Raw genomic sequence first — 24750 nt, forward strand, 5'->3', positions numbered from 1 at the left:
TCGGGCACGTGAGCGCACTGCGTGTGGTGGACGGGCACAACGACCTGCCGTGGGCGATGCGGGGGGTGGGCTACGACTTCGACGCCGTCGACATCGCGCGGTCCCAGCCGCAGCTGCACACCGACCTGCCGCGGCTGCGGGCCGGCGCGCTCGGCGCCCAGTTCTGGTCGGTGTTCGTGCCCTGCTCGCTGCGCGGCGACGCCGCCGTCACCGCCACGCTGGAGCAGGTCGACGCCGTCTACGACATGGTGCAGCGCTACGTCTCCGACCTGGCCCTGGTGACCAGCGCCGACGGCCTGGAGGCCACGCTGGCCGACCCGTACCTCATCGGCAGCCTGATGGGCGCCGAGGGCGGGCACTCGATCAACAACTCCCTCGGGGCGCTGCGCACCCTCTACCGGCTGGGCGTGCGCTACCTGACGCTGACCCACAACGAGAACACCGACTGGGCCGACTCGGCCACCGACGAGCCCCGGCACGGCGGGCTGACCGCCTTCGGCCGGGAGGTGGTGGCCGAGATGAACCGGATGGGCATGCTCGTCGACCTCAGCCACGTCGCGGCGACGACCATGCGCCACGCCATCGAGGCCAGCGAGGCGCCGGTCATCTTCAGCCACTCCTCGGCCCGCGCCGTCTGCGACCACCCGCGCAACGTGCCCGACGACGTGCTGGCCTCCCTCGCGGCCAACGGCGGCACCTGCATGGTGACGTTCGTGCCCACCTTCGTCAGCCCCGACGTCCGGGCCTGGGCCCTGGAGGCCGAGCAGCAGGCCCGGGCCGAGGGCCTCGACCCGCGCGACCTGAGCGCGATGGACGGCTTCTGGGCCCGCTACGCCGTGCCCCGGCCGCGCTCGACGCTGGCCGACGTCGTCGCCCACCTCGAGCACGTGCGCGAGGTCGCCGGCGTCGACCACGTCGGCCTGGGCGGGGACTACGACGGCGTCGGCGTGCTGCCCGAGGGCCTGGAGGACGTCTCGTGCTACCCGGCGCTGCTGGACGCCCTGCGCGCGCAGTCGTGGTCGGAGGAGGACCTGACCAAGCTGGCCTCGGCGAACATCGTCCGCACCTTCCACGACGCGGAGGCCGTCTCCTACCGGCTGCGCGACCAGCGGATGCCCTCGATCGCCACGATCGGCGCCCTGGACGGCGGCGGGTCCGAGGGGGCGGGGAGCGCCGCGTGAGCGGCCTCCTGGAGGTCATCGCCCGGCACGCCGCCGACGCCGAGCGCGCCGAGGCGGGCGGCGCCGACCGCATCGAGCTGGTCGGCACGATGGAGCACGACGGTCTCTCCCCGGAGCCCCGGCTCGTCGAGCAGGTGCGCGCCGCCACGAGCCTGCCGGTCCGGGCGATGCTGCGGCTGCGCGAGGGCTTCGGCACCGACGGCGGCGAGGTCGCCCACCTCAAGGGCCTGGTCTCGGCCTACCAGGCGGCCGGCGCCGACGGGCTGGTGCTCGGCTTCCTGAACGCCCACACCGAGGTCGACGTCGAGGTGGTCACCGAGGTCGTCGCCGACGCCCGGCCGGGCTGGACCTTCCACCGCGCCGTCGACTCCTGCATCTCCACCGACCGCGCCTGGCGGGAGCTCCGGCACCTGCCCGGCCTGGACCAGGTGCTGACGGCCGGCTCCGCCCGCGGGGTCAGCGAGGGCCTCGACGAGCTGGTCGCCCGGGCCCGCTCCGACGCCTTCGCCCGCGCGACGATCATGGCCGGCGGCGGCCTGCTGCCCGAGCACGTGCCCTGGCTGGTGCGGGCCGGCGTCCGCGCCTTCCACATCGGCTCCTCGGCCCGCCCGCTGGGCTCGTGGAAGGCCTACGTCGACCCCGACCTGGTGCGGACCTGGCGCAGCCTGCTGGACGAGCAGGTGGCCGACGCCGACGCGTCGCTGCCACCCGCCGCGGCCCCGCCCGCCGAGCCCGCCGCCCCCGCCGGCGCGTGACCGTCCTCATCGACGCCCCCACCTGGCCCGGCCACGGCCGGCTCTGGTCCCACCTGGCCAGCGACACCTCGTTCGAGGAGCTGCACGCCTTCGCGGCCGGCATCGGCCTGCCGCGGCGCGCCTTCGAGCGCGACCACTACGACGTCATCGCCGAGCGCTTCGACGACGCCGTCGCGGCCGGGGCGGTGCTGGTGCCCTCGCGGGAGATCGTCGCCCGGCTGCACGCCGCCGGGCTGCGCCGCCGCAAGGTCTCCCGGCTGGCCCGCTGAGCCGTCGCTGTTCGCCCTCGGACGAAGGGCTCGCCCCGGGCGGGTGCGGCGGGCAGGATGGGCCCCGACCCGAGAAGGAGGTCTCCGTGCCGTCGTGCGCGACCCTCGTCACCCTCCCGCTGACAGCGCCGCCCGCGGACCCCCACCACCCGACCGCTGACCCCGTCCCTGGAGGACCGGCATGACCGCCGACCGCCCCGAGGGGGAGCCGCGCGAGCGGGTCGCCCGGCCCATCCTGCTGACCGTCGACGACGACCCCACCGTCTCCCGGGCCGTGGCCCGCGACCTGCGCCGCCAGTACGGCGCGGACTACCGGGTGATGCGCGCCGACTCCGGCTCCGAGGCCCTCGAGCTGATCCGCGAGGTCGTCCTGCGCGGCGAGCAGGTGGCCGTCATCCTGGCCGACTACCGGATGCCCCGGATGAACGGCGTCGAGTTCCTGGAGCAGGCCATGGACCTGGTCCCGCAGGCCCGCCGGGCGCTGCTGACGGCCTACGCCGACACCGAGGCCGCGATCGCCGCCATCAACGTCGTCGACGTCGACCACTACCTGCTCAAGCCGTGGGAGCCGCCGGAGGAGAAGTTCTACCCGGTCGTCGACGAGCTGCTGGCCTCCTGGCTGCGCGAGGGCCGGCCGGCCGCGCACCGGACCAAGATCCTCGGCCACCCCTGGAACCCGGCGTCCTACGAGGTGCGCGACTTCCTGGCCCGCAACCTCGTGCCCTACACCTGGTACCACGTCGACGACGCCGACGGCCGGCGGCTGCTGGCCGCCGCGGGCGCCGAGGCCAGCCAGGCCCCCGTCGTCATCACCACCGACGGCCGCGCCCTGGTCCAGCCGAGCCTGCAGGAGCTCGCCGGGGCCGTCGGCCTCAGCACCACCCCGCAGGCCGAGCTCTACGACGTCGTCATCGTCGGTGCCGGACCGGCCGGCCTGGGCGCCGCCGTCTACGCCGCCTCCGAGGGGCTCAAGTCGGTGATGGTCGAGCGCGAGGCCGCGGGCGGCCAGGCGGGGCAGAGCTCGCGGATCGAGAACTACCTCGGCTTCCCCGACGGCGTGGCCGGCGGCCAGCTGACCGACCGGGCCCGCCGTCAGGCGCTCCGCTTCGGCGCCGAGCTCATCACCGCGCGCACCGTCACCGGGCTGGAGGTCAAGGGTCCCGCCCGCCAGGTCACCTTCGACGACGGCAGCTCGGTCCTGGCCCACGCCGTGGTGCTGGCGACGGGCGTCAGCTACCGCCACCTCGACGCCCCCGGAGCTGACGACCTGGTGGGCCGCGGCGTCTACTACGGCTCGGCCTCCACCGAGGCGCCGGCTTGCGCCGGGGACCACGTCATCGTCGTCGGCGGCGCCAACTCCGCGGGCCAGGCGGCCGTCTTCTTCTCCCGGCACGCCGCGAAGGTGACGATCGCCGTCCGGGGTGACGGCCTGGAGCGCTCGATGTCCAGCTACCTCATCGACCAGATCGCGGCGATCGACACCATCGAGGTGCGCACCTGCACCACCGTCGCCCGCTGCGACGGGGAGGACCGGCTGCAGCAGGTGACGCTGCGGCACGTCGACGGCAGCGAGGAGGTCGTCGACGCGGGCCACCTGTTCGTCTTCATCGGCGCGGCCCCGCTGACCGGCTGGCTGCCGCCCGAGGTCGTCCGCGACCCCAGCGGCTTCGTCGTCACCGGCCTGGAGCTGCTGCGCGGCGACGCCCCGCCGCCCAGCTGGGACCTGCCCCGCGACCCCTACCTGCTGGAGTCGAGCATCCCCGGCGTCTTCGTCGCCGGCGACGTGCGCGCGCAGTCGGTCAAGCGGGTCGCGTCCGCCGTCGGGGAGGGTGCGCTGGCCGTCACCCTCGTCCACCGCTACCTGGCCGAGCAGTAGGGAGACCCCGATGACGTCCGACCCGACCCCGGCCGCCCGGCTCAGCCCGGACGAGCTGGCCACGCTCTTCCTCTTCGAGGCGCTGGAGCCCGAGCAGCTCAGCTGGCTGAGCGAGCGCGGCTACGTCGAGACCCGGGCCGCCGGCACAGCCGTCTTCACCGAGGGCGAGGAGGCGACCTGCTTCTTCGTGCTGCTGGCGGGCACGATGACGCTGCAGCGCGCCGTCGAGGGCACCCAGGTGGAGTTCACCCGGACCTCGCAGCGCGGGGTCTACTCCGGCGCCACCCAGGCCTTCGTGCCCAGCGCCGAGGCGCCCCGCTACCTCAACACCGCCACCGCCGTCACCGACGCCGAGTTCTGGGTGATCGACGCGAACGTCTTCGGCCCGCAGATCCGGCTGTGGTTCCCGATGGCCATGCACATGCTCGAGGGCGTGACGATCGGCTACCGCTCCAGCCAGGCGATCATCGGCCAGCGGGAGCGGCTGCTGTCCCTCGGCCGGCTCTCGGCCGGCCTGACCCACGAGCTCAACAACCCGGCGGCTGCGGCCGTCCGGGCCACCGCGGCGCTGCGCGAGCGGGTCAGCAAGATGCGCGGCAAGCTGGCCCACCTCGCCACCTCCGACGTCGACCCCAAGGCCCTGGTCGCGCTCACCGAGCTGCAGGAGGCGGCCGTCGAGCGGATGGTCAAGGCCGAGGAGCTCTCGCCCATGGAGGTCGGGGACGCCGAGGACGCGCTGAGCGACTGGCTGGACGACCACCGCGTGCCCAACGCCTGGGACCTGGCCCCGACGCTGGTCGCCGCCGGCGTCGGCACCGACTGGCTGGACGAGATCGCGGGCACCATGCCCGCCGAGCAGCTGGCCGACGGCATCCACTGGGTCACCTACGCCCTGGACACCGAGCAGCTGATGGGGGAGATCGAGGACTCGACCCACCGCATCTCGGCCCTGGTCGGCGCGGCCAAGCAGTACTCGCAGATGGACCGGGCCGCCTACGCCGACATCGACGTCCGCGACGGGCTGATCAGCACCATGGTGATGCTCGGCCACAAGATCAAGGCGTCGGGGAAGATCGCGGTCGTCAAGGAGCTGGCCCCCGACCTGCCGACCATCCCGGCGCACCCCGCCGAGCTGAACCAGGTGTGGACGAACCTCATCGACAACGCGGTGCACGCCATGCCCGACGGCGGCACGCTGACCGTGCGCACCGCGCTCGAGGGCGACCACGTGCTGGTGGAGGTCGGGGACACCGGCACCGGCATCCCCGAGGAGCTGCAGCAGCGGATCTTCGAGCCGTTCTTCACCACCAAGCCGGTCGGCGAGGGCACCGGGCTGGGCCTGGACATCTCCTACCGGGTGGTCACCCAGCGGCATGGCGGCGACCTGCGCGTGGTCTCGCGGCCGGGCGACACCCGCTTCCAGGTGCGGCTCCCGCTCACCGCCCCGGCCGCCGCCGGCTGAGCGCGGGCGGGGACCGGTCCGCGGTCGCGGCGGCGCGGGCTGCTGGAACGGTTTAGCCTGGGTCCATGGTGGCCTCCCTCCCCGTCGTCCCGGCGACCGCGGTCGGCATCAGCCTGGACCAACAGCTGTGCCTCGCCCTCTACACCGCGTCCCGCGCGATGACGGCCCGCTACCGCGTCGCGCTGACCGACGTCGGGCTCACCTACCCCCAGTACCTCGTCATGCTCCTGCTCTGGGAGGAGGGGCCCAGCTCGGTCGGCGGCATCGGCCAGCGGCTGAGCCTGGACTCCAGCACCCTGTCCCCGCTGCTCAAGCGGCTGCAGGCGATGGGCCTGGTCACCCGCACCCGGGCCGCCAGCGACGAGCGGCTGATGATCATCGGCCTCACCGAGCGCGGCACCGCCCTGGAGGCCCAGGCCTCCGAGGTCGCTGCCGAGATGGGCGCCGCCACCGGCCAGACGCCGGACGAGTACCGAGAGCTCACCGAGCAGCTGCAGGCCCTCACCGCCCGGCTCGAGGCCTCGACCGTCGACGCCGTCGCCCAGCAGGCGCAGCCCCCGGTCTCCTGACCGCCGTTCCTTGACCGACCCCGCTCCCTGAGCCTGTCGAAGGGCCTTCGACGAGCTCAGGCAGCGGCGGGCGAGCTCAGCCGCAGCAGCTCCCGCTCCCTGAGCCTGTCGAAGGGCCTTCGACGGGCTAGGCGTCCAGCTCCTCGGGCAGCGGCTCGCCGTGGACCACCACGAGCGAGCTGACCGCGCGGGTGAGGCAGACGTAGAGCCGGCGGAGCCCCGTCACCCGGTCGGGCTCCCCGGCCACGATCCCGGCCGGCTCCAGCAGCACCACGTGGTCGAACTCCAGGCCCTTGGCCAGCGTCGCCGGGACCAGGTCGACGCGGCTCTCGAAGCCCTGGGCCTGCTCGCCCAGCAGCTCGAACACCACCCCCGCCGCCGTCAGCGCCGTCCGGACCACGGGGACGACGGCGTCGGGCACGATGACGCCGACGGTGCCCTCGGCGGCCAGCGCGCTCCTGACGGCGGTGACGACGGCGGCCGCGGGGTCCGCCGCCGCCCGCAGGTCCAGCTCGCCCCGGGATCGGCGGACCGAGTGCGGCGGGGTCAGCGAGGGGGCGATCCGGGGCAGCAGCCGGGCGGCGTAGTCGATCACCGCGCCCGGCACCCGGAACCCGGCGACCAGCTCCTCGACCACCGCGTCGGGCTGCCCGAGGTGGCCCAGCGACTCCCGCCACGAGCGGGTGGCCCACGGCGTCGTGGCCTGGGCGAGGTCGCCGAGGACGGTGACCGAGCCGGTCGAGGCCCGACGGCCCACGGCCCGCAGCATCATCGGCGACAGGTCCTGCGCCTCGTCGAGGACGACGTGGCCCAGGCTCGGGGTGCGGTGCAGCAGGTCGGCCACCTCGTCGACGAGCACGACGTCGGCCAGGGTGAAGCGGGCGGCGGCCACCGTCCGGGCCTTCGTGGGCATCAGCACCAGCTGCTGCTCGTCGGCGTCCAGCAGGCCCTCGGCGCAGCGGGCCAGGAGGTCGGCGTCGGTGAGCAGCCGGAGCACCAGCTTCGCCGGGTCGAGCGCGGGCCACAGCTGCTCGGCGTAGGCGCGGACGGGGCGGCTGCGGGCGACGGCGTTCTGCACCCGGTCGTCCGGGGAGTCCCCGGAGGCCTCCATCCGCAGCAGCACCTGGTGGGCCAGCCGCTGCGGCAGCATCGCCCGGCCCGCCTCGTAGCGGACGCCGCGGTCGCGCAGCTCGACCAGCACCTCCTCGGCCAGGTAGGCCCCGACCCGCCACTGGTAGGCCCCGCGGGGGACGACGAGCGCCTCGGTCGCGTGCCCCAGGTGACCCCACACCGCGCGCCGCAGCACCTCGGCCATCCGGGCGTCACCCTTGACGACCGCGGCCGGGGCCGGCTCCTGCCCGCGGACGGCGATGCCGGTGGCCCCGCTGACCAGCGAGCCGACGGTGGCCTGGGTGGCGTCGATCTCGCCGAGGGCGGGCAGCACGTCGGCGATGTAGGAGAGGAAGCTGTCGTTGGGGCCGACGACCAGCACGCCGGAGCGGGCCAGCTGCTCGCGGTAGGCGTAGAGCAGGTACGCCGCGCGGTGCAGGCCGACGGCGGTCTTGCCCGTGCCCGGGGCGCCCTGGACGCACAACGACTGGTCCAGCCGGGCGCGGACGATGGTGTCCTGCTCGGGCTGGATGGTGGCGACGATGTCGCGCATCGGCCCGGTGCGGGGCCGCTCGATCTCGGACTCGAGGATGGCCGACGCCGCCGCCTCCACCTCGGCGGCGGGGGAGCGGACGAGGTCCTCGTCCTCGAAGGCGGTCAGCCGGCCGGAGGAGAAGCCGAACCGGCGCCGTCGGCGCACGCGCATCGGCTCGCCGACCCGCGCCTGGTAGAAGGGCAGCGCCATCCCGGCCCGCCAGTCGATGACGAGCGGCTCGCCCCCCGCCTCGCCGGTGACGTGCCGACGGCCGACGTAGAGGGTCTCGTCGCGCTCGGCGCCGAGGTCGGTCGCGTAGTCGAGGCGGCCGAAGAACAGCGGGACGCCCGGGTCGTCCTCCAGCGCCTTCATCCGGCGGTGCAGGACCTGCTTGAGGTGCTCGGTGGAGACCCGGTCGCCGCCGGTGGCGGTCAGCCCGGCGGTGTGCTCGCGCATCCGCTGGAGGGCGCTGCGGGACTCGAGGAGGTGGTGCTGCTCGGCGGCGAGGGTGGCGGACGGGGCGGGTGCGGGCACGCGGATCTGCTCCGATGTCGAGTCGGCCGGGGGTGGGGAGGGGAGGGACAAGTTACACCGCTCCCGGACGGCGGGCGAGGGCTTTTCCGGCACCCCCCGCGCAGGGGCGGGGGCCCGGGTTCCTACCCTGGGTCGGGTGACCTCACAGAAGCCGACCTCAGGGGAGACCGAGCGCTCCTACATCCCGGTCGAGAACCCGGCGGACCGGCCGCGCACGCTGCGGACGACGGTCCGGGTGCTGCTGACCAACCCGGCGGGCGAGACGCTGCTGTTCGAGGACAGCGACCCCGGCCTCGACGACGCGCGCTGGTGGGTGACGCCGGGCGGCGGCATCGACGCGGGCGAGACCGAGACCGAGGCGGCCGTCCGCGAGGTCTGGGAGGAGACCGGCTTCCAGCTCGACCCGGCCGACCTGCTGGGACCGGTGGCCCACCGGCACGTCGTGCACGGCTACTCCGACCGGGTGATCGAGCAGGACGAGTCCTTCTACCTGGCCCTGGTCCCCGACTTCACCGTGGACACCTCGGCGCACACCCCCGACGAGCAGCTGACCTTCCAGCAGCACCGCTGGTGGTCGACCGAGGAGCTGCGGGCGACCGACGACTGGGTCTGGCCGCACGAGCTCGTCGAGCTGCTGCACCTCGTCGACGAGCGGGACCGCTGGCCCGTCGCCCTCGGCACCCAGGAGGAGTCGACCGTCCTCGACGTGCACTGAGCACGTCAGCGGGTCCGGGCCTCCCGGCGCCGTACCCGGCCGGTGACCCGGCCGTCCGCCGGGCCTCGCTCGCGCTGTTCCTCGCCGGCGTCGCGGTGTTCGCGCTGCTCTACAGCACGCAGCCGCTGCTGCCCGAGCTGAGCCGGCGGTTCGGCGTCAGCGCGGCCGCGTCCACGCTGACCGTCAGCCTCACGACGCTGACCCTGGCCGTCGGGCTGCTGGTCGCCGGTCCGCTGTCGGAGCGGTTCGGGCGCACCCGGCTGGTCACCCTCAGCCTCGCCGCCGCCACCCTGCTGGGGGTCGCCTGCGCGCTCGCGCCCAGCTGGGGCGTGCTGCTGGGCGCCCGGGCCGCGCAGGGACTGGCGCTGGCTGGGCTGCCCGCCGTCGCCGTCGCCTACCTCAACGAGGAGCTGGACGCCTCCGTGGCCGGGCAGGCCACCGGGCTCTACGTCGGGGGCAACGCCCTGGGCGGGATGGCCGGCCGGCTGCTGGCCGGCGCGCTGGCCGACGTGGGCGGCTGGCGCCTCGCCGTCGGCGGCATCGCCGTGCTGGGGGCGCTCTGCACGGTCGCCGTGCTGTGGCTGCTACCGCCGTCGCGCCGCTTCGTCCCCGCCCAGCCGGGCCTGCGGACCGTCGCCCGGAGCGCCCGGGCGGTGCTGTCCGACCCGGTGCTGCTCGGCCTGTACCTGCTGGCCGCGCTGCTGATGGGCGCCTTCGTCGCCGTCTTCAACGCCCTCGGCTTCCGGCTGGAGTCCCCGCCCTACGGGCTCAGCGCCGCGCTGGCCGGCCTGGTCTTCCTCGTCTACGCCTTCGGCTCGGTCGCCTCGACCACCGCGGGCCGGCTGGCCGACCGGCACGGCCGGCGGGCGGTGGTGCCGGTGGCGGTCGTCGTCATGCTCGTCGGGCTGCTGGCGACGGCGGCGGGCCCGCTGGTGCTCGTGGTCGCCGCGCTGGCGGTGATGACCGTCGGGTTCTTCGCCGCCCACGGCGTGGCCAGCGGCTGGGTCGCGGCCCGGGCGCGGGCCGGCGGCCGGGCGACCGCGCAGGCGGCGTCGACCTACCTGTTCGCCTACTACGTCGGCAGCTCGGTGGTGGGCGCCGCGGCCGGTCGCGCCTGGACCGCCGCCGGCTGGTCCGGCGTCGTGCTGCTCACCGCCGTCCTGGTGGTGCTGGGCTGCGGTGTCGCGCTGCTGCTGGCCCGCAGCACGAGCCTGCTGCAGCCCGGCAACCCGCCCGTCGGCGGCTGAGCCGGCCGGTCGGACGGGCCGGGAGCCTCAGGCGCCGAGCTCGCTCATCACCACGGGCAGCTCGTCGAGCAGCTCGCGGGCGAGGAACCCGACGGTGCCGATCCGCGCGGCCAGCCGGTCGCCCGCGGCGGCGTGCACGTGCGTCGCCCAGCAGGTGGCCTGGTCGGCCTTCCCGGTCCGGCCCAGCAGACCGGTGACCGCGCCGACCAGGACGTCGCCGCTGCCGGAGGTGGCCAGCCCGCCGTTGCCGGCGCCGACCTTCCAGATCCGGCCCTCGGCGTCGGCGACCGTGCCGTAGCAGGTGACCAGTGCGCCGTAGCGGGCGGCGATCTCGGCGATGTCGGCGTCGTCGTCCTCGACCTCGCGGCCCAGCAGCCGGGCGGCCTCCTGGCCGTTGGGCGTCAGGACCAGGCGCCCGCGCATCGGCTCCAGCGCCTCGACGATCCCCGGCAGCACGCCGAGGGCGAAGGCGTCGAGGACCAGCCACGTCTCCTCGCCCAGCAGCGGGATCGCGTTCCGGACCAGCAGCGCGGTCTCCTCCGGCTCGTCCAGGCCGACGCCGATGGTGACGACGTCGGCCGAGCCGAGGTCGTCCGCGATCGCGTCGAGGTCGCCGCCCAGCACGCTGCCGCGGTCGTCCTGCGGCAGGCCGACGACGCCGGCCTCGGGCGTCGCGACCGCGAGCGGGACCGCGGCGGAGGAGGCGACGGCCAGGGTCAGGTGGCCCGCGCCGACGCGCAGCGCGGCCAGCCCGGCCAGCTGGACCGCCCCGGGGGTGGTGGCGGCCCCGCCGACGATCAGCACCTGCCCGCGGCCGTACTTGGAGCTGGCGGCGTCGGGCAGCGGCCAGGACCGCAGCAGGCTCGGGGTGACCTCGCGGGGGGTGCCGGGATCAGGTCTGGGGTCGGACACGGGCGTCTCCGTGGTGCTGGGTGACCGGGGCGTCGGACTCCTCGAGGTGCGAGACGTCGTTGAACAGCCGGACCTGCCAGCTGCCGTCCGGTGACCGGCCGAGATGGGTGATGGACACGTTCTTGACCGGGGTGGTGGCCCCGATGTCGAGGACCTGGCGCTCGTCCAGGCCCTCGCAGACGTAGCGGAAGCAGAGCACGAGGGCGTCGTGGCAGAAGACGACGACGCGGCTGCCGTCGGGGAGGTCCTGCAGGTCGCGCAGGAAGCTGCGGACCCGGAGCACGACGTCGGCCCACGACTCCCCGCCGGGCGGGCGGTGGTAGAACTTCCCGAGCCAGCGGCGGCGTTCGGCCTCCTCGGGGAAGCGCTGGACGACGCCCTTCCAGGTGAGCAGGTCGAGCACGCCGAGCTCGCGGTCGCGGAGCCGCTCGTCGAGCCGCACGACCGGCGCGTCGACGCCGGCCGCGGCCAGGCCCAGCGCGGCCGTCTGCTGCGCCCGCACGTAGGTGGAGGACCAGAGCAGGGTGGGCACCTCGTCGGCGAGCAGCGGCGCGAGGCCCCGGCCCAGCGCGGTGGCCTGCTCGCGGCCCACGTCGGACAGCTCCACGTCGGCGTCGCGCACGCCGACGTCGATCACCTCGGCGTCTTCGGCGTAGGCCCGGGCGGCCGCGGCGTTGCCCTGGCTCTCCCCGTGACGGATGACGACCAGCTCGGCGACAGCCATGGGCCCTCTCTGCGGTGGTGCGGCCGGGAGGCTCCCGGACCCGGACCACCGTAACCGGCGCCTCCGACAGCCGGGCGGAGGGGCTGCTGAACCGATTCAGCCCCGCCGGCAGGGCGGGTGGGGGTGCGGTCTAGGTTGGCGCCCATGGACTTCCGCTACCTCGGCAACTCCGGCCTCAAGATCTCGGAGATCACCTACGGCAACTGGCTCACCCACGGCTCGCAGGTGGAGAACGAGCAGGCGCACGCCTGCGTCAAGGCCTCCCTCGAGGCCGGCATCACGACCTTCGACACCGCCGACGTCTACGCCAACACCAAGGCCGAGACGGTCCTGGGCGAGGCGCTCAAGGGCGAGCGGCGCGAGTCGGTGGAGATCTTCACCAAGGTCTTCGGCCCGACCGGCCCCAAGGGCCCCAACGACCTCGGCCTGTCCCGCAAGCACATCAGCGAGGCCATCAACGGCTCGCTGAAGCGCCTCCAGACCGATTACGTCGACCTCTACCAGGCGCACCGCTACGACTACGAGACCCCGCTCGAGGAGACGATGCAGGCGTTCGCCGACCTCGTCCGCGCGGGCAAGGTGCTCTACCTCGGGGTCAGCGAGTGGACCGCCGACCAGATGCGCGAGGCCTCGGCCCTGGCGAAGGACCTCGGCGTCCAGCTGATCTCGAACCAGCCGCAGTACTCGATGCTGTGGCGCGTCATCGAGGGCGAGGTCGTGCCGGCGTCGAAGGAGCTCGGCATCTCCCAGGTCGTCTGGTCCCCGATCGCCCAGGGCGTGCTGACCGGCAAGTACGTGCCCGGCCAGGACCTGCCGGCCGGCTCCCGCGCCACCGACGACAAGGGCGGGGCCAACATGATCGCCCGCTGGATGAACGACGACGTGCTCGAGCGGGTGCAGCAGCTCAAGCCGATCGCCGAGGAGGCCGGGCTGTCGATGGCCCAGCTGGCCATCGCGTGGGTGCTGCAGAACGACAACGTGGCGACGGCGATCATCGGCGCCTCCCGCCCCGAGCAGGTCTTCGACAACGTCAAGGCCGCCGGGGTGACCCTGGAGCCCGCGCTGCTGGCGAAGATCGACGACGTCCTCGGCGACGCCGTGACCAGCGACCCGGCGAAGACGCTCGAGAGCTCGCCGAAGACGCGCGAGGCCTGAGGGCCTGCGCTCTCCCCGTGAGGAGCGCGTGGACGAGTGGCGGGTCTACCCACCACTCGTCCACGCGTTCCGGGGCGGGAAGGGGCGGAGCCGGTCTAGGGCCGGGGGTCAGGGGGCCGGGACGGCGGTGCCGTCGGCGGCGGCCACGATCGCCGCGATGTCGATCTTCCGCATCTGCAGCATCGCCTGCAGGGCGCGGGCCGCGCGGGCCGGGTCGGGGTCGGTCGTCAGCTCGGTCAGCTGGCGCGGGACCACCTGCCAGGCCAGCCCGAACCGGTCCTTGAGCCAGCCGCAGACGCTCTCCTCGCCGCCGTCGGCGGTCAGGGCGTCCCAGTAGTGGTCGGTCTCGGCCTGGTCGGCGGTGTCGACCTGGAACGAGACGGCCTCGTCGAAGGTGAACTGCGGGCCGCCGTTGAGGCCGGTGAACCGCGCCCCGTCCAGCTCGTACTCGACGGTCAGCACGGCTCCCTCCTCGACGCCGGGGGTGCCGACCGGCGCGGGGTTGACGCTGAGGACGCGGGAGTTCGGGAACACGGAGACGTAGAACCGGGCGGCCTCCTCGGCCTGGCCGGCGAACCACAGGCACGGGATGATGGCGGGCATCGCTTGCTCCTCTCGGTGGGGTTGAGAGGGCAGACCGCGGCGTGGGGCGGAACTCATCGCGGCCCTTCGACAGGCTCAGGGCGCGGTGGGCTCAGGGCGCGGTGGGAGCGGCAGGGGGCTGCTCCTCCAGGCTGCGGCGGTGCTCGGCCATGGCCTCGGCCATCGTGGCCATGAAGTCCTCGATCAGCTCCAGCTGCTGCTCGTCGTAGCGGGCCATGGTGGCGCCGACGCGGGCGCCGAGGGGGCCGAAGAACTCCCGGCCCAGCCGCTGGCCCGCCTCGTCCTGGTGCAGCCGGACCTGACGGCGGTCGTGGGCGTCGGGGACCCGGCGGACGTGCCCGGCCCGGACCAGCCGGTCCACCGTCCCGGTGACGGCCCCCGAGGTGAGGTTGAGCACCTGCCGCAGCACCCCCGGCGTCGCGGGCTGGCCCTGGCGCTCGCCGTTGAGGACCAGCACCAGCGCCTGCAGGTCGGTCGGGTGCATGCCGTGCGTCTTGGCGAAGACGTCGACGACGCGGCTGGCCTCGGCCCCGTAGCGGCGCAGGTGGTCCACGACCAGCCCCCGCAGCTGTTCCAGCCGTGCGGTGTCCGCCACGTCCCTCCTCCTGTTTGCGCGTCGGCGTCCGGGTCCCTAGTCTCTCAGTCACTAAGACTATCGGTAACTGAGAGAATTGAGCAGCCGTGCACCGCTTCTGGGCAGGTATAGCAGCACTGGTGACGGGACGACGCTCGGTGTGGGCGGTGCTCGCGCTGGCCGTGGTGGCCAGCGGCCTCGTCATCGGCCTGAGCCCGGGCCTGAAGGTCAGCGACGACCCGACCGCCGGGCTGCCCGCGTCCGCCCAGTCGACCGAGGTCGCCCAGCTGCAGCAGCAGCTGCCGTCGGGCCAGCTGAACCCGGCGCTCGTCGTCTACAGCCGTCCCGGCGGCACGCTGAGCGAGGCCGACGTCGCCGCCGTGGCCGCCCAGGGCGAGGCGCTCGGCGCGCTGGCCCTCGACGGCCGGGTGTCCCCGCCGCAGGTCTCGCCCGACGGCACGGCCGCCCTGGTGGCCATCCCGCTGTCCGGAGAGGTGACCGGGGAGGAGAACACCGAGCGGGTCGCCGCGATCCGCGACGTCGTCCGCGCCGGCCTGCCCGACGGCGTCGTCGCCCAGGTGACGGGCGGGGCCGGCTTCGCCGCCGACATCGCCGGGGCGTTCGCCGGTGCCGACATCACCCTGCTGGCCACCACGGCCGCCGTCGTCGCCCTGCTGCTGCTCATCACCTACCGCAGCCCGCTGCTGTGGGTCATCCCGCTGGCCGTGGTCGGCACGGCCGACCGGGTCGTCGCCTCGCTCGTGGGCCTGGTCTCGCAGGGCGGGGCCATCCCGTTCGACGAGTCGACGACCGGCATCGTCTCGGTCCTCGTCTTCGGCGCGGGCACCGACTACGCCCTGCTGCTGATCGCGCGCTACCGCGAGGAGCTGCGCCGCACCGAGGACCGCCGCCAGGCCATGCGCGACGCGATCGCCGGGGCCGGACCGGCCATCGCCGCCTCGGGCACCACCGTCGTCCTCGCCCTGCTGACCCTGCTCGTGGCCGCCTTCGGCGGCACCCGGGCGATCGGCGTGGCCGGGGCCATCGGCATCGTCGTCGCCCTGGTCTTCGGGCTCGTCGTGCTGCCCGCCGCGCTCGTCGTCTGCCCCCGCGGGCTGTTCTGGCCGTTGGTGCCGCGGGTCGACCCGAGCGGGGCCGTCGCCACCGGTGGCCGGGGCTGGCGCCAGGTCGGCGACGCCACCGCCCGCCGGCCCTGGCCCGTCGTCGTCGCCTCGGTCCTGCTGCTGGCCGGGCTCAGCGCCGGCACCCTGTCCACCGGCTACGGGCTCAGCCAGGAGGACACCTTCCGCACCCGGGCCGAGTCCGTCGACGGCCTGCGCACGCTGGCCGCCTCCTTCCCGGCCGGCGCCGTCTCACCCGTCGTCGTGATGACCGACCCGGGAGCCGCCGACGCCGTCGTCCGGGCCGTGGAGGCCGTGCCCGGCGTCGCCCAAGTCACGCCGGGGGAGTCGACCGACGCGCTGGCCGAGGTCGACGTCGTCATCGACGCCGCCCCGGACACCGCGGCCAGCTACGACACGGTCCGCGCGATCCGGGACGCCGTGGTCACCGCCGACCCGGACGCCGTCGTCGGCGGCAGCGTCGCGGCGAACCTCGACGCCCGGGACGCCTCGATCCGCGACCTGCTGCTGATCAGCCCGCTGATCCTGCTCGTCGTCGTGCTCGTCCTGGTCGCGCTGCTGCGGGCGGTGGTGGCGCCGCTGGTGCTGATCCTCACGGTCGTGCTCAGCTTCTTCGCCGCTCTCGGCGCGGGCAGCCTGGCCTTCACCCACGTCTTCGACTTCCCGGCGCTGGACTACCAGGTGCCACTGCTGGCCTTCTTGTTCCTGGTGGCGCTGGGCGTCGACTACAACATCTTCCTGGTCTCACGGGCCCAGGAGGAGTCGGTCCGGCTCGGCACCCGGCGGGGGATCGTCGAGGCCCTCGCCCTCACCGGCGGGGTCATCACCAGCGCGGGCATCCTGCTGGCCGCGGTCTTCACCGTCCTCGGGGTGCTGCCGGTGATCGTGCTGACCGAGATCGGCATCATCGTCGGGCTCGGCGTGCTGCTGGACACGCTGCTGGTCCGCACGGTGCTGGTGCCGGCGCTCGTGCACCTGCTGGGCGACCGCTTCTGGTGGCCGCGACGGCTGCCCCGGCACCTGGCCGTCGACGAGCCCGCGGTGGACGAGCCCGAGGACCTCGAGCCGCGGCGCGCGCTCGTCTGAGACCGGGCCGGCGTCCCCCCTCACCCCCCGGGGCGCCGGCCCCCCGGCGGCAGGGGCTGTCCGCCCCGGGAAGTCAGCGCTCGACCACCCGCGGAGCCCCGTCCAGGGCCTCGGCAGCGATCGAGCGCTGGTTTCCCGGGGAGACCGTGCGGTCAGTCCGCGGCGACCGCGTCCTCGGCGTCCATGATCCGGTAGGCGTAGCCCTGCTCGGCCAGGAAGCGCTGGCGGTGCGCGGCGAACTCGGCGTCCACCGTGTCGCGGGAGACGACGGCGTAGAACCGGGCCGTCAACCCGTCGGCCTTGGGGCGGAGCAGCCGGCCGAGCCGCTGCGCCTCCTCCTGCCGGGAGCCGAAGGCGCCCGAGACCTGGATCGCCACCTGCGCGGTCGGCAGGTCGATGGAGAAGTTCGCGACCTTGCTGACCACCATCAGGTCGATCTCGCCGGAGCGGAACTGCTCGTACAGCTTCTCCCGCTGCCGGACGGTGGTGTCGCCCTTGATCAGCGGCGCGCCGAGCCGGGCCGACAGCTCGTCCAGCTGGTCGACGTACTGGCCGATGACCAGCGTCGGGACGCCCCGGTGCTTGGCCACGAGGTCGACGACGACGTCGGTCTTGGAGTCGGCCGTCGAGGCCAGCCGGTACTTCACGTCGGCCTCGGCGACGGCGTAGGTCATCCGCTCGGCCTCGGTGAGGGTGACCCGCACCTCGATGCAGTCCGCCGGCGCGATGTAGCCCTGCGCCTCGATGTCCTTCCAGGGCGCGTCGTAGCGCTTGGGCCCGATGAGGGAGAAGACGTCGCCCTCGCGGCCGTCCTCGCGGACCAGGGTGGCCGTCAGGCCCAGCCGGCGGCGGGCCTGCAGGTCGGCCGTCATCCGGAACACGGGCGCGGGCAGCAGGTGCACCTCGTCGTAGATGATCAGGCCCCAGTCGCGGGCGTCGAACAGCTCCAGGTGCGGGTGCACGCCGCCGCGCTTGCTGGTGATCACCTGGTAGGTGGCGATGGTGACCGGCCGGATCTCCTTCTTGGCGCCGGAGTACTCGCCGATCTCCTCCGGGCTCAGGGTGGTCCGCTTGACCAGCTCGTCGCGCCACTGGCGGGCCGAGACGGTGTTGGTGACGAGGATGAGCGTCGTCGCCTGCGCCTTGGCCATGGCGGCCGCGCCGACGATCGTCTTGCCCGCCCCGCAGGGGAGGACGACGACGCCCGAGCCGCCGTGCCAGAAGCCGTCGGCCGCCTGGCCCTGGTAGGGGCGCAGCTCCCAGCCGTCCTGGTCGAGGGCGATGGCGTGCGCCTCGCCGTCGACGTAGCCCGCGAGGTCCTCCGCCGGCCAGCCGAGCTTCAGCAGCACCTGCTTGAGGTGGCCGCGCTCGGAGGGGTGCACGGCGACGGTGTCGTCGTCGACCTTCGCGCCCACGAGGCCCTTGACCTTGGCGCTCTTCAGCACCTCGGCGAGCACCGGGCGGTCGGTGCTGACCAGCACCAGGCCGTGCGTCGGGTGCTTCTCGATCCGCAGCCGGCCGTAGCGGTCCATGGTGTCGGCGACGTCGACCAGCAGGGCGTTGGGGACGGGGTAGCGGCTGTAGGTGAGCAGGGTGTCGACCACCTGCTCGGCGTCGTGGCCGGCGGCGCGCGCGTTCCACAGGCCCAGCGGCGTCAGCCGGTAGGTGTGGATGTGCTCGGGCGCGCGCTCGAGCTCGGCGAACGGCGCGATGGCGATCCGGCAGGCGGCCGCGTCGGGGTGGTCCACCTCGAGCAGCAGCGTGCGGTCGGACTGCACGACCAGCGGGCCGGCGCCCACGGCACCCGGGGGCATCAGTTCTCCTCGTCGGCGGGGCCGGGTCCGGGCTCGGCGTCGCCGAGCGGGGCCTCCCCGCGGGTCTCGTCGTCGGTCGCCGACGGCGTCGGCGCCGAGGGGGCGGGCGTCGGGCCGGTGGTCGGCTCCGACGGCTCCGGGGTGGGCTCCGTCGGCTCCGGCGTGGGCTCGGACGGGCTCGGCGTGGGGCCGGGCGTCGGGCGGGCGACCAGCAGGGCCGGGGAGCTCGGGCTCTCGTTCCCGGCCGCGTCCACCGCCTGCACCTGGACGAGCTGCTCGCGGGCGTCGTCGTTGAACCAGCGCACGGTGGCGGTGGTCTCGGGCGTCCGCGCCACCTCGAAGCCGTTGAGGACGACCTTGTACTCCACGACCCCGACGTTGTCGGCCGCGGCGGGCCAGCGCAGCGTCAGGCGGCTGGGGGAGACCTCGGCGCTGGTGACGGCGGCGACCGGCGCGGGCGCCTCGTCGTCGCGGGGGTCGGCCGGGTCGAAGGCGGTGGCCCCGGTGCGCGCCGGGCGGGGCGCCTCGGACGTCGCCGGTGCCTCCGGGTCCGTCGCGGTGGGGGACGGGTCCGCGGACGGCTCGTCCGCCGGGGTGGTGCTGGCGCTGGGCCGGGACGAGGTCTCCGGCCGGGGGCTGGTGGGGGCGGAGGCGTCGCGCACCGCCGTGCGCGAGGGCCGGGCCGTCGGCTCGTCGTGCGGTCGCGGCGCGGCGACCTGCTGCGGCGAGCGGGCGATGCCGGGCACGACGTACAGGCTGGCCACCCCGAGTGCGCAGACGCCGAGGACGAGGAGGCGTCTCACGGTCGCGGCATGCACCGGTGCAGTCTAGTGGGCGCGCGCGGGTCAGCCGGCCGTCCGCGCGAGCCCGCGGCCGGCGTCCTCAGCCGTCGCTGGGTCCCGCGCCGACCCGCGAGATCCGCCCCAGCGGGATGGTGACGACCTGGGCGCTGGAGCGGTCGACGGCGCGGACGGCGCCCCCCGTGAGGTCCAGCGGGGCCAGCTCGCGCTCGGTGGCGCTGCCGTCCGCGGCCACCCAGGCGACCCAGACCGGGGCGGCCTGCTGGGTGGCGACCCGCAGCCGTTCCAGGGTCTGCTCGGTGCTGTCGGCCCCGTCCTCGGCCTGGCGTCGCGGGTGGTCGCGCTCGGCGGCCAGCACCGACGCGGCCACCTCCTCGGGCCGGACGGCGGGAGGAGCGTCGTGCGCGGCCGGCCGGGCGGCGCGCTGGCCCGGCGGCGGCGTCATCGTCCGGCCGCCCTCGTCCTCGACGGCCGGGGTCTGGCCCAGGCCGTGCAGGAAGGCGACGAGCTCGGCGGGCTCGACGCCGGCGACCAGCACCCCGGGCGCCACCGCGCGCAGCCCCAGCGCCGCCGCCCCCGGGTGGCCGAGCAGCGAGGCCGCCTCGGTGGCGTCGTCGGTGCGCAGGTACGACAGCGCGCTGCCGACCCGGATGCTGCCGTGCCGGCGGGCGACGTCGTCGACGAGGTAGGCCAGCGGCTGCGGGACCGGCGTCGCGGAGTGCTCGGCGAGCCAGGCGTGCACCTCGGCCGCGGACCAGCCGACGTCGAAGGCGCGCCGCAGCGAGCCGTCGCTGAACCGGTAGACCCCGCCGCCGCCGCGCGACTCCTGCTCGGCGAGCAGCCGGAGCTCCCCGGCCACGTCGTGGGCCAGCGGACCCGGGGCGACGGCGGTCAGGTCGGCCTGCAGGATCACCTCCTGCACCGGCTCGGGGAACAGCCCGGCCAGCTCGGCGGGCAGGACGGCGTCGGCGCGGTCCAGGCTGGCGGCGAAGGCGCTCACCCCGCCCAGGGCGACCAGGCCCAGCCAGCCGGCCTCGCGCCACGTCCAGTCGACCAGCGTGCCCGCGTCGACGGGGCCGCGGGCCAGCCGCGGCCGGTGCCAGGCCAGCGCCGCCGTCAGCTCCTCGAGGTCGGGGACGGTGCCGGGCTCCAGGCCGGCGGCCAGCCCGAGCAGCAGGGCGCGGACCGCCGGCGCGGACGACGCGTCGGCCTCGGGCCCCAGCGCGTGCGTGCCCGGCTCGGCGGAGGCGGCGAACCAGCGGGGCGCGCCCAGCCAGCGGCGGGCCAGCAGCAGCCAGCGGGTGGGGCCGTCCTGGCCGGCCCAGCGGTCGAAGTCGGCCGTCGGCAGCAGGCAGAGGTTGCCGCCGGGGGCGACGAGCCCGGCGGCCGCCGCGCACTCCAGCACGAAGGTGGCGTGGGCGGCGTCGGTGCCCAGCCGGCGGCCCAGGGCGGTGACGTCGCGGGCCGAGACCCCGCCGGTGCGCAGCAGCCGGTGCGGCACGGTCTCCACCGCGTGCACCGCCAGCTCGACGTCGTGCAGCAGCCCGAAGGCGGCACCGGCCGCGGCGGAGTCCACCAGCCGCGGGGTGCGGACGCGCCCGGAGATGCCCGGCGCCGCGGACGGCACCGGCTCGCGGCTGAACCGGCCGCCGCGCAGCACCAGCGACACCTCGCGGGGCAGCACGACCGTGTCGGCGTCGAGCGGGCGCAGCAGGCCGCGGGAGAGCAGCTGCTCCACGGGGGAGCGCGCGGCGTCGACGGCGACGGCGCGCTCGGCGTTGCGGACCGCACCGGTCGGCGACCACAGCAGCCGGTCCAGCACGGGCCGCACGGCCGGGTCGCAGGCGGCGAGCGCCTCGTCGACCTGCGTGCGGGTGAGCGGTCGCGGGGAGGGCGGGGCCAGCCCGCCGGGGTAGGGCTCGAACACCTCGCGGACGGGGCGGACGAGGTGCAGCTGGTCGTCGGCCCCCCACAGCAGGGCGCGCCGGCGGAGCTCCGCGACGGCGCGCGCCACCGCGGCCGGCTCGCCCAGCAGGGCGGTCACGTCGCCGGTCGAGGCGGGGTCGGGGCAGGCCGCCAGGGCCTCGGCCACCAGCCGGCACCAGGCGTCGAGGGCGTCGACGGCCCGGGCCACCGAGGTGCCGGTCGTCGAGCGCGAGGCCAGCTCGGTGAGGTCGTGGGGCAGCGGGTAGGTGAGGTCGGGCCGCAGCCGCAGCAGCTCGGTGAGCTGCTCGGCCGTCAGGGCCCGGAGCGCCTCGGTGAGGGTGCGCGGCCGGGCGGGGGCCGCCGTGCGGCGGGAGGGCACCGGGTCAGCGCCAGGGGTTCGGGGTGGCCGGCGGCGTGCCGGTGCCGCGCTTCAGCGCGCGGTACACCAGCGCCCCGACGGTGATGAGGGTGAACCAGCAGACCAGCAGGGACCAGCCGCCGACGAAGGACCACCACGCGTTGGCGTCCAGCGGCCCGCGGACCAGCCCGACGAGCGCGAAGAACCCGACGGCGCCCAGGGCGACCGCCAGCGTGTTGCGGACCTGCTGCTGGGCGACCCGGACGCGGGAGCGCAGCGCGAAGGCCGCCACGACCATCAGGGGGGAGAGGACGAAGACGACGGCGCCGATCGCCAGCGCCACCACCAGCCCCGGGGTCGCGGCCTCCAGCACCCGGCGGGCGTAGACGCGGGACCCCCCGGGCTGCTCGCCGTAGGAGCCGGGGCCGAACCACTGCGGGGTGCCCGGCGACGGGTAGGGCCCGGGGCCGGCCGGCGGGAGGCCGCCGGGGACGGGCGCGGGCTCGGGCCACTGCTGGGGCGCGACCGGGGCCGGCGCGGGGATGGCGCCGGGGGCGTAGGCGCTGGGGAGCGCCGCCGGGGCGCCGGGCGCGAGGGTGGTCGGAGCGGGCGCGGCCGGGGCGGCGGCGGGCGCCAGGCTGCCGCCGTGCGCGGAGCCCCAGGCCGAGCCCGGGGTCAGGGTGCTCGAGACGACGTCGAACGGCTGCTCGGGGTCGCGGAGGTCGGCGACGACGGGGACGAGCGCGGCCAGCGGGGGCACGGGGGCGTCGGGCCCGTCGAACCGGGGACGCTCGACCGGCGCGCCCGCGGCCGGTTGGTAGCGCGGCGGGGCGACGTCCAGCGGCTCGGCCGCCGGGGTGGTGAACTCGGCCGGGCGCTCGAGCGGCGCGTACTCGGGTCCGTCCTCCCAGGTGGCCATGGCGTCCATCCTAGGTCGGCGCGGGTCGGGTCCGGGCCGGGTCGGCGGGGCGCCGACGGCCTACCCTGGCCGCCGTGGACCCGACCCCCGCGCTGCCCCCCACCGGCCCGGGACCCGCGACGGCCGGCCCCGCCGCACCGGGCCCGGCCGGCACCCGGCGCCCCGCCCCCCGGCTCGTCCGCGCCGTCGTCTTCGTGCTGCTCGCCGACGCGCTCGCCTGGGTCGTCTGCCTGCCGCTGTGGACCGGCGGCCGGGGCCTGGCCTGGCCGCCCGCGCCGGCGTTCATCCTGCTGATGATGACCACGCCGGCGCTCGCGGCCGTGCTGACGGCGCGGCTGCTGCCCGACGGGCGCCCGCTGCGGACGGTGCTCGGGCTGGCCGTGCCGTGGCGGCGGGGCTGGGGCGTGCTGGTCGTCGCCTGGCTCGGCCCGCTGCTGCTGAGCGCGGCGGCCGTGGCGCTCTCGGCGGTCGCCGGCACGCTCGTGCTGGACCTCCGCGGGTTCTCCGGCTACGCCGAGACCCTCGAGGCGCTGGGTCCGCTGCCGCTGCCGGTCACCGTCCTGGTCGCGGTGACCCTGGTGCAGCTGCTCTTCGCCCCGTTCCTCAACGGCGTCGCCGCGGCCGGGGAGGAGCTCGGCTGGCGCGGCTTCCTGCGCGACGCGCTGCGGGACCGCCGTCGGGCCGAGGTCGTGCTCGTCACCGGCGTCGTCTGGGGCACCTGGCACGCGCCGGTGGTGCTGCTGGGCTACAACTACCCCGACGTGGCGCCGCTGGCCGCGCTCGGCCTGATGGCGGTTTTCACCACGCTGCTGGCCGCGCTGCTGGAGTGGGTGCGGGCGGCCTCGGGCGGTGTCGCCGGGCCCAGCCTGGCCCACGGCGCGGTCAACGCCGCCGGCGGCCTCCCGCTGCTGGTCGCCGCCGCCGGCCAGCGGCCGTCCTCGGTCGCCGTCGGCCTGCTGGGCTGGCCCGGCTGGGTCCTGATGGCCGCCGCGGTCGCCGTCCTCGTGCTCACCCGGCGGCTGCGGCCGGCGGCGCGCCAGGAGGGCTGAGCCGGCCCGACCGCCGGCCCCGCCCCCCGGGCGCGTGCGCCCCGGCCCCGGCGTGCGGGGCTAGTGGTCCGACGGCACGATGTGGACGGGCAGCCGGCCGGTGCCGCGCCGCACGGTGACCTCGAGGGTCAGGTGCGAGCGGCGGGCCATGGCCAGCCCGGCGGCGGTGGAGACCAGGGCCACCATCGCGCCGCAGGCGAGCATGCTCTCCCGCGCCCCGATGTGGTCGACGAGCCAGCCGACGGTCGGGCCGCCGATGGCCTGCCCGCCCAGCAGGACCATGAGGTAGACGCTCATCACCCGGCCGCGGACGGTGGGGGTGCAGGTCGTCTGCACCAGGGAGTTCGCCCCGGTGAGGAACTGCAGGGTGGCGAACCCGACGAACACCAGGACCAGGCAGAACAGCCAGACGCTGGGCGCCACGGAGGCGACCATCAGCACGACGCCCAGGGCCACCAGGGTCCCGGTGAGCACGCGCAGCCGGGGGCTCGACTGGCGCCGGGCCGAGAGGATGGCTCCGCTCAGCGCGCCGACGGCGGTGAGGGAGTTGAAGAGGCTGTAGCCGCTGACACCGGCGGTGAACACGTCGTCGGCGAAGGCCGCGAGGATCACCGGCATGTTGAGGCCGAAGAGACCGATGGTGGCGGCCAGGACGATCGACCAGCCCACCTCGGAGGTGCGCCGGATGTAGCGCAGGCCGTCCTTGAGCTGGCCCTTGCGGGCCCCGGGGGCCAGCGCCGGGGCGGCGGTGGGGCGGATGACCGCCACCATCGTCACCACCAGCAGGCAGGAGGCGGCGTTGAGCAGGAAGGACCAGCCCTGGCCGACGGCGCTGATCAGGGCGCCGGACGCGGCCGGGCCGACGAGGGCGCCCAGCTGGAACACCGAGGAGTTGAGGCTGACGGCGTTGCGGATGTGGGTGTGGCCCACCAGCTCGGAGACGAAGACCTGCCGGGTCGGGTTGTCCACCACGGTGACGAAGCCCAGCGCGGTGGCCACGAGGAAGACGTGCCACGCCTGGATCGTCCCGGTGAGGGCCAGGGTGCCCAGCGTCAGCGCCATCAGCGCGGCCACCGACTGGGTGATGATGAGGATCGTCCGCTTCGGGTAGCGGTCGGCCAGCACGCCGCCCCACATCCCGAAGAGCAGGACGGGCAGGAACTGGAGCGCGACGGCGACGCCCACGGCGGTGACGCTCCCGGTCAGCTCCAGCACCAGCCAGTCCTGCGCGATCCGCTGCATCCACAGGCCGGTCGTCGCGACCATCTGCGACGACAGGTAGAGCCGGTAGTCGCGGACCTCCAGCGCGGCGAGCGAGCGCGGCCAGGACCGCCGGGGACGGCCGGGCGCCGGGGCGGGGGGAGCGGACGGGGAGGTCGACGGGGACGTCGGGGCGTGTTCGGCAGTGGCCGCGGACACAGGGTTCACCCAATTC

Annotated in this window: 21 protein-coding genes; 11 read left to right on the forward strand and 10 right to left on the reverse strand. The window is 75.5% G+C overall.

The window, feature by feature from the left end:
- Window positions 1–8: 8 nt before the first annotated feature.
- From JOF54_RS14440 to JOF54_RS14465, 6 genes are all read left to right on the forward strand, one after another.
- Window positions 9–1181, forward strand: a complete 1173-nt coding sequence (locus tag JOF54_RS14440; protein WP_307804191.1) for a dipeptidase — start codon at window positions 9–11, stop codon at window positions 1179–1181.
- Complete coding sequence (locus tag JOF54_RS14445; protein ID WP_210057063.1) at window positions 1178–1936, forward strand: copper homeostasis protein CutC; 759 nt, start codon at window positions 1178–1180, stop codon at window positions 1934–1936. The genes JOF54_RS14440 and JOF54_RS14445 overlap by 4 nt, the downstream gene beginning before the upstream one ends.
- Complete coding sequence (locus JOF54_RS21575; RefSeq protein WP_210057065.1) at window positions 1933–2205, forward strand: DUF4031 domain-containing protein; 273 nt, start codon at window positions 1933–1935, stop codon at window positions 2203–2205. The genes JOF54_RS14445 and JOF54_RS21575 overlap by 4 nt, the downstream gene beginning before the upstream one ends.
- Window positions 2206–2386: 181 nt before the next feature.
- Window positions 2387–4081, forward strand: a complete 1695-nt coding sequence (locus JOF54_RS14455) for an NAD(P)/FAD-dependent oxidoreductase (RefSeq protein ID WP_210057067.1) — start codon at window positions 2387–2389, stop codon at window positions 4079–4081.
- A 10-nt stretch (window positions 4082–4091) separates the two neighbouring features.
- Complete coding sequence (locus JOF54_RS14460; protein ID WP_210057069.1) at window positions 4092–5543, forward strand: ATP-binding protein; 1452 nt, start codon at window positions 4092–4094, stop codon at window positions 5541–5543.
- 65 nt (window positions 5544–5608) lie between these two features.
- Window positions 5609–6112 carry a MarR family winged helix-turn-helix transcriptional regulator gene (locus JOF54_RS14465; protein ID WP_210057071.1) on the forward strand — a complete coding sequence of 168 codons (504 nt, stop codon included), beginning with the start codon at window positions 5609–5611 and terminating at the stop codon, window positions 6110–6112.
- Window positions 6113–6239: 127 nt separating this feature from the next.
- Here the strand turns inward: JOF54_RS14465 and JOF54_RS14470 are convergent, their stop codons facing one another.
- Window positions 6240–8291, reverse strand: a complete 2052-nt coding sequence (locus JOF54_RS14470) for a HelD family protein (RefSeq protein WP_307804192.1) — start codon at window positions 8289–8291, stop codon at window positions 6240–6242.
- A 136-nt stretch (window positions 8292–8427) separates the two neighbouring features.
- Between JOF54_RS14470 and JOF54_RS14475 the strand changes: the two genes are divergently transcribed.
- Complete coding sequence (locus JOF54_RS14475; RefSeq protein ID WP_210057072.1) at window positions 8428–9006, forward strand: NUDIX hydrolase; 579 nt, start codon at window positions 8428–8430, stop codon at window positions 9004–9006.
- Window positions 9003–10253: an MFS transporter gene (locus tag JOF54_RS14480; RefSeq protein ID WP_210059585.1), complete on the forward strand. Its 1251-nt coding sequence runs from the start codon at window positions 9003–9005 to the stop codon at window positions 10251–10253. Before JOF54_RS14475 ends, JOF54_RS14480 begins: the two co-directional genes overlap by 4 nt.
- A 27-nt stretch (window positions 10254–10280) precedes the next feature.
- Here JOF54_RS14480 and JOF54_RS14485 read toward each other — a convergent pair whose 3' ends face one another.
- Window positions 10281–11165: an NAD(P)H-hydrate dehydratase gene (locus tag JOF54_RS14485; protein ID WP_210057074.1), complete on the reverse strand. Its 885-nt coding sequence runs from the start codon at window positions 11163–11165 to the stop codon at window positions 10281–10283.
- The gene (locus tag JOF54_RS14490) at window positions 11146–11889 is read right to left on the reverse strand and encodes a histidine phosphatase family protein (RefSeq protein WP_210057076.1); all 744 of its coding nucleotides are present in this window, start codon (window positions 11887–11889) and stop codon (window positions 11146–11148) included. Before JOF54_RS14490 ends, JOF54_RS14485 begins: the two co-directional genes overlap by 20 nt.
- A 144-nt stretch (window positions 11890–12033) precedes the next feature.
- Between JOF54_RS14490 and JOF54_RS14495 the strand changes: the two genes are divergently transcribed.
- Window positions 12034–13044 carry an aldo/keto reductase family protein gene (locus JOF54_RS14495; protein WP_210057078.1) on the forward strand — a complete coding sequence of 337 codons (1011 nt, stop codon included), beginning with the start codon at window positions 12034–12036 and terminating at the stop codon, window positions 13042–13044.
- A gap of 108 nt (window positions 13045–13152) precedes the next feature.
- Here the strand turns inward: JOF54_RS14495 and JOF54_RS14500 are convergent, their stop codons facing one another.
- Together JOF54_RS14500 and JOF54_RS14505 are read right to left on the reverse strand one after the other, a co-directional pair.
- Entirely contained in the window at window positions 13153–13647 is a 495-nt protein-coding gene (locus tag JOF54_RS14500; RefSeq protein WP_210057080.1) for a VOC family protein, read from the reverse strand.
- 91 nt (window positions 13648–13738) lie between these two features.
- Complete coding sequence (locus tag JOF54_RS14505) at window positions 13739–14242, reverse strand: MarR family winged helix-turn-helix transcriptional regulator (RefSeq protein WP_210057082.1); 504 nt, start codon at window positions 14240–14242, stop codon at window positions 13739–13741.
- A 119-nt stretch (window positions 14243–14361) separates the two neighbouring features.
- On the opposite strand from JOF54_RS14505, the gene JOF54_RS14510 reads away from it, so the two are divergent.
- Window positions 14362–16449, forward strand: coding sequence for an MMPL family transporter (locus tag JOF54_RS14510; protein ID WP_210057084.1), 2088 nt, complete (start codon window positions 14362–14364; stop codon window positions 16447–16449).
- Between the two features lie 152 nt (window positions 16450–16601).
- Here JOF54_RS14510 and JOF54_RS14515 read toward each other — a convergent pair whose 3' ends face one another.
- From JOF54_RS14515 to JOF54_RS14530, 4 genes are all read right to left on the reverse strand, one after another.
- Entirely contained in the window at window positions 16602–18263 is a 1662-nt protein-coding gene (locus tag JOF54_RS14515) for a DNA repair helicase XPB (protein WP_210057086.1), read from the reverse strand.
- Window positions 18263–19081 (reverse strand): hypothetical protein, encoded by an 819-nt coding sequence (locus JOF54_RS14520; RefSeq protein ID WP_210057088.1) that lies wholly within the window; start codon window positions 19079–19081, stop codon window positions 18263–18265. Before JOF54_RS14520 ends, JOF54_RS14515 begins: the two co-directional genes overlap by 1 nt.
- A gap of 64 nt (window positions 19082–19145) precedes the next feature.
- A complete protein-coding gene (locus tag JOF54_RS21980; RefSeq protein WP_210057090.1) occupies window positions 19146–21368 on the reverse strand; it encodes a helicase-associated domain-containing protein in 2223 nt (740 codons plus the stop codon).
- A 4-nt stretch (window positions 21369–21372) separates the two neighbouring features.
- A complete protein-coding gene (locus JOF54_RS14530; RefSeq protein WP_210057093.1) occupies window positions 21373–22266 on the reverse strand; it encodes a hypothetical protein in 894 nt (297 codons plus the stop codon).
- 74 nt (window positions 22267–22340) lie between these two features.
- Here JOF54_RS14530 and JOF54_RS14535 point away from each other — a divergent pair, with 74 nt between their 5' ends.
- Complete coding sequence (locus tag JOF54_RS14535) at window positions 22341–23315, forward strand: CPBP family intramembrane glutamic endopeptidase (RefSeq protein WP_210057097.1); 975 nt, start codon at window positions 22341–22343, stop codon at window positions 23313–23315.
- 60 nt (window positions 23316–23375) lie between these two features.
- Here the strand turns inward: JOF54_RS14535 and JOF54_RS14540 are convergent, their stop codons facing one another.
- A complete protein-coding gene (locus JOF54_RS14540; protein ID WP_210057099.1) occupies window positions 23376–24734 on the reverse strand; it encodes an MFS transporter in 1359 nt (452 codons plus the stop codon).
- Window positions 24735–24750: the final 16 nt, after the last annotated feature.

The organism is Microlunatus capsulatus, assembly GCF_017876495.1.
In the GTDB taxonomy this organism is placed as follows: Bacteria; Actinomycetota; Actinomycetes; order Propionibacteriales; family Propionibacteriaceae; genus Microlunatus; species Microlunatus capsulatus.

Excerpts from the sequence above, each read along its gene's own strand:
- JOF54_RS14455 (WP_210057067.1), top strand. The coding sequence starts at position 2,387 with ATGACCGCCGACCGCCCCGAGGGGGAGCCGCGCGAGCGGGTCGCCCGG.
- JOF54_RS14460 (WP_210057069.1), top strand. The coding sequence starts at position 4,092 with ATGACGTCCGACCCGACCCCGGCCGCCCGGCTCAGCCCGGACGAGCTG.
- JOF54_RS14465 (WP_210057071.1), top strand. The coding sequence starts at position 5,609 with ATGGTGGCCTCCCTCCCCGTCGTCCCGGCGACCGCGGTCGGCATCAGC.
- JOF54_RS14490 (WP_210057076.1), bottom strand. The coding sequence starts at position 11,889 with ATGGCTGTCGCCGAGCTGGTCGTCATCCGTCACGGGGAGAGCCAGGGC.
- JOF54_RS14495 (WP_210057078.1), top strand. The coding sequence starts at position 12,034 with ATGGACTTCCGCTACCTCGGCAACTCCGGCCTCAAGATCTCGGAGATC.
- JOF54_RS14500 (WP_210057080.1), bottom strand. The coding sequence starts at position 13,647 with ATGCCCGCCATCATCCCGTGCCTGTGGTTCGCCGGCCAGGCCGAGGAG.
- JOF54_RS14515 (WP_210057086.1), bottom strand. The coding sequence starts at position 18,263 with ATGCCCCCGGGTGCCGTGGGCGCCGGCCCGCTGGTCGTGCAGTCCGAC.
- JOF54_RS14530 (WP_210057093.1), bottom strand. The coding sequence starts at position 22,266 with ATGGCCACCTGGGAGGACGGACCCGAGTACGCGCCGCTCGAGCGCCCG.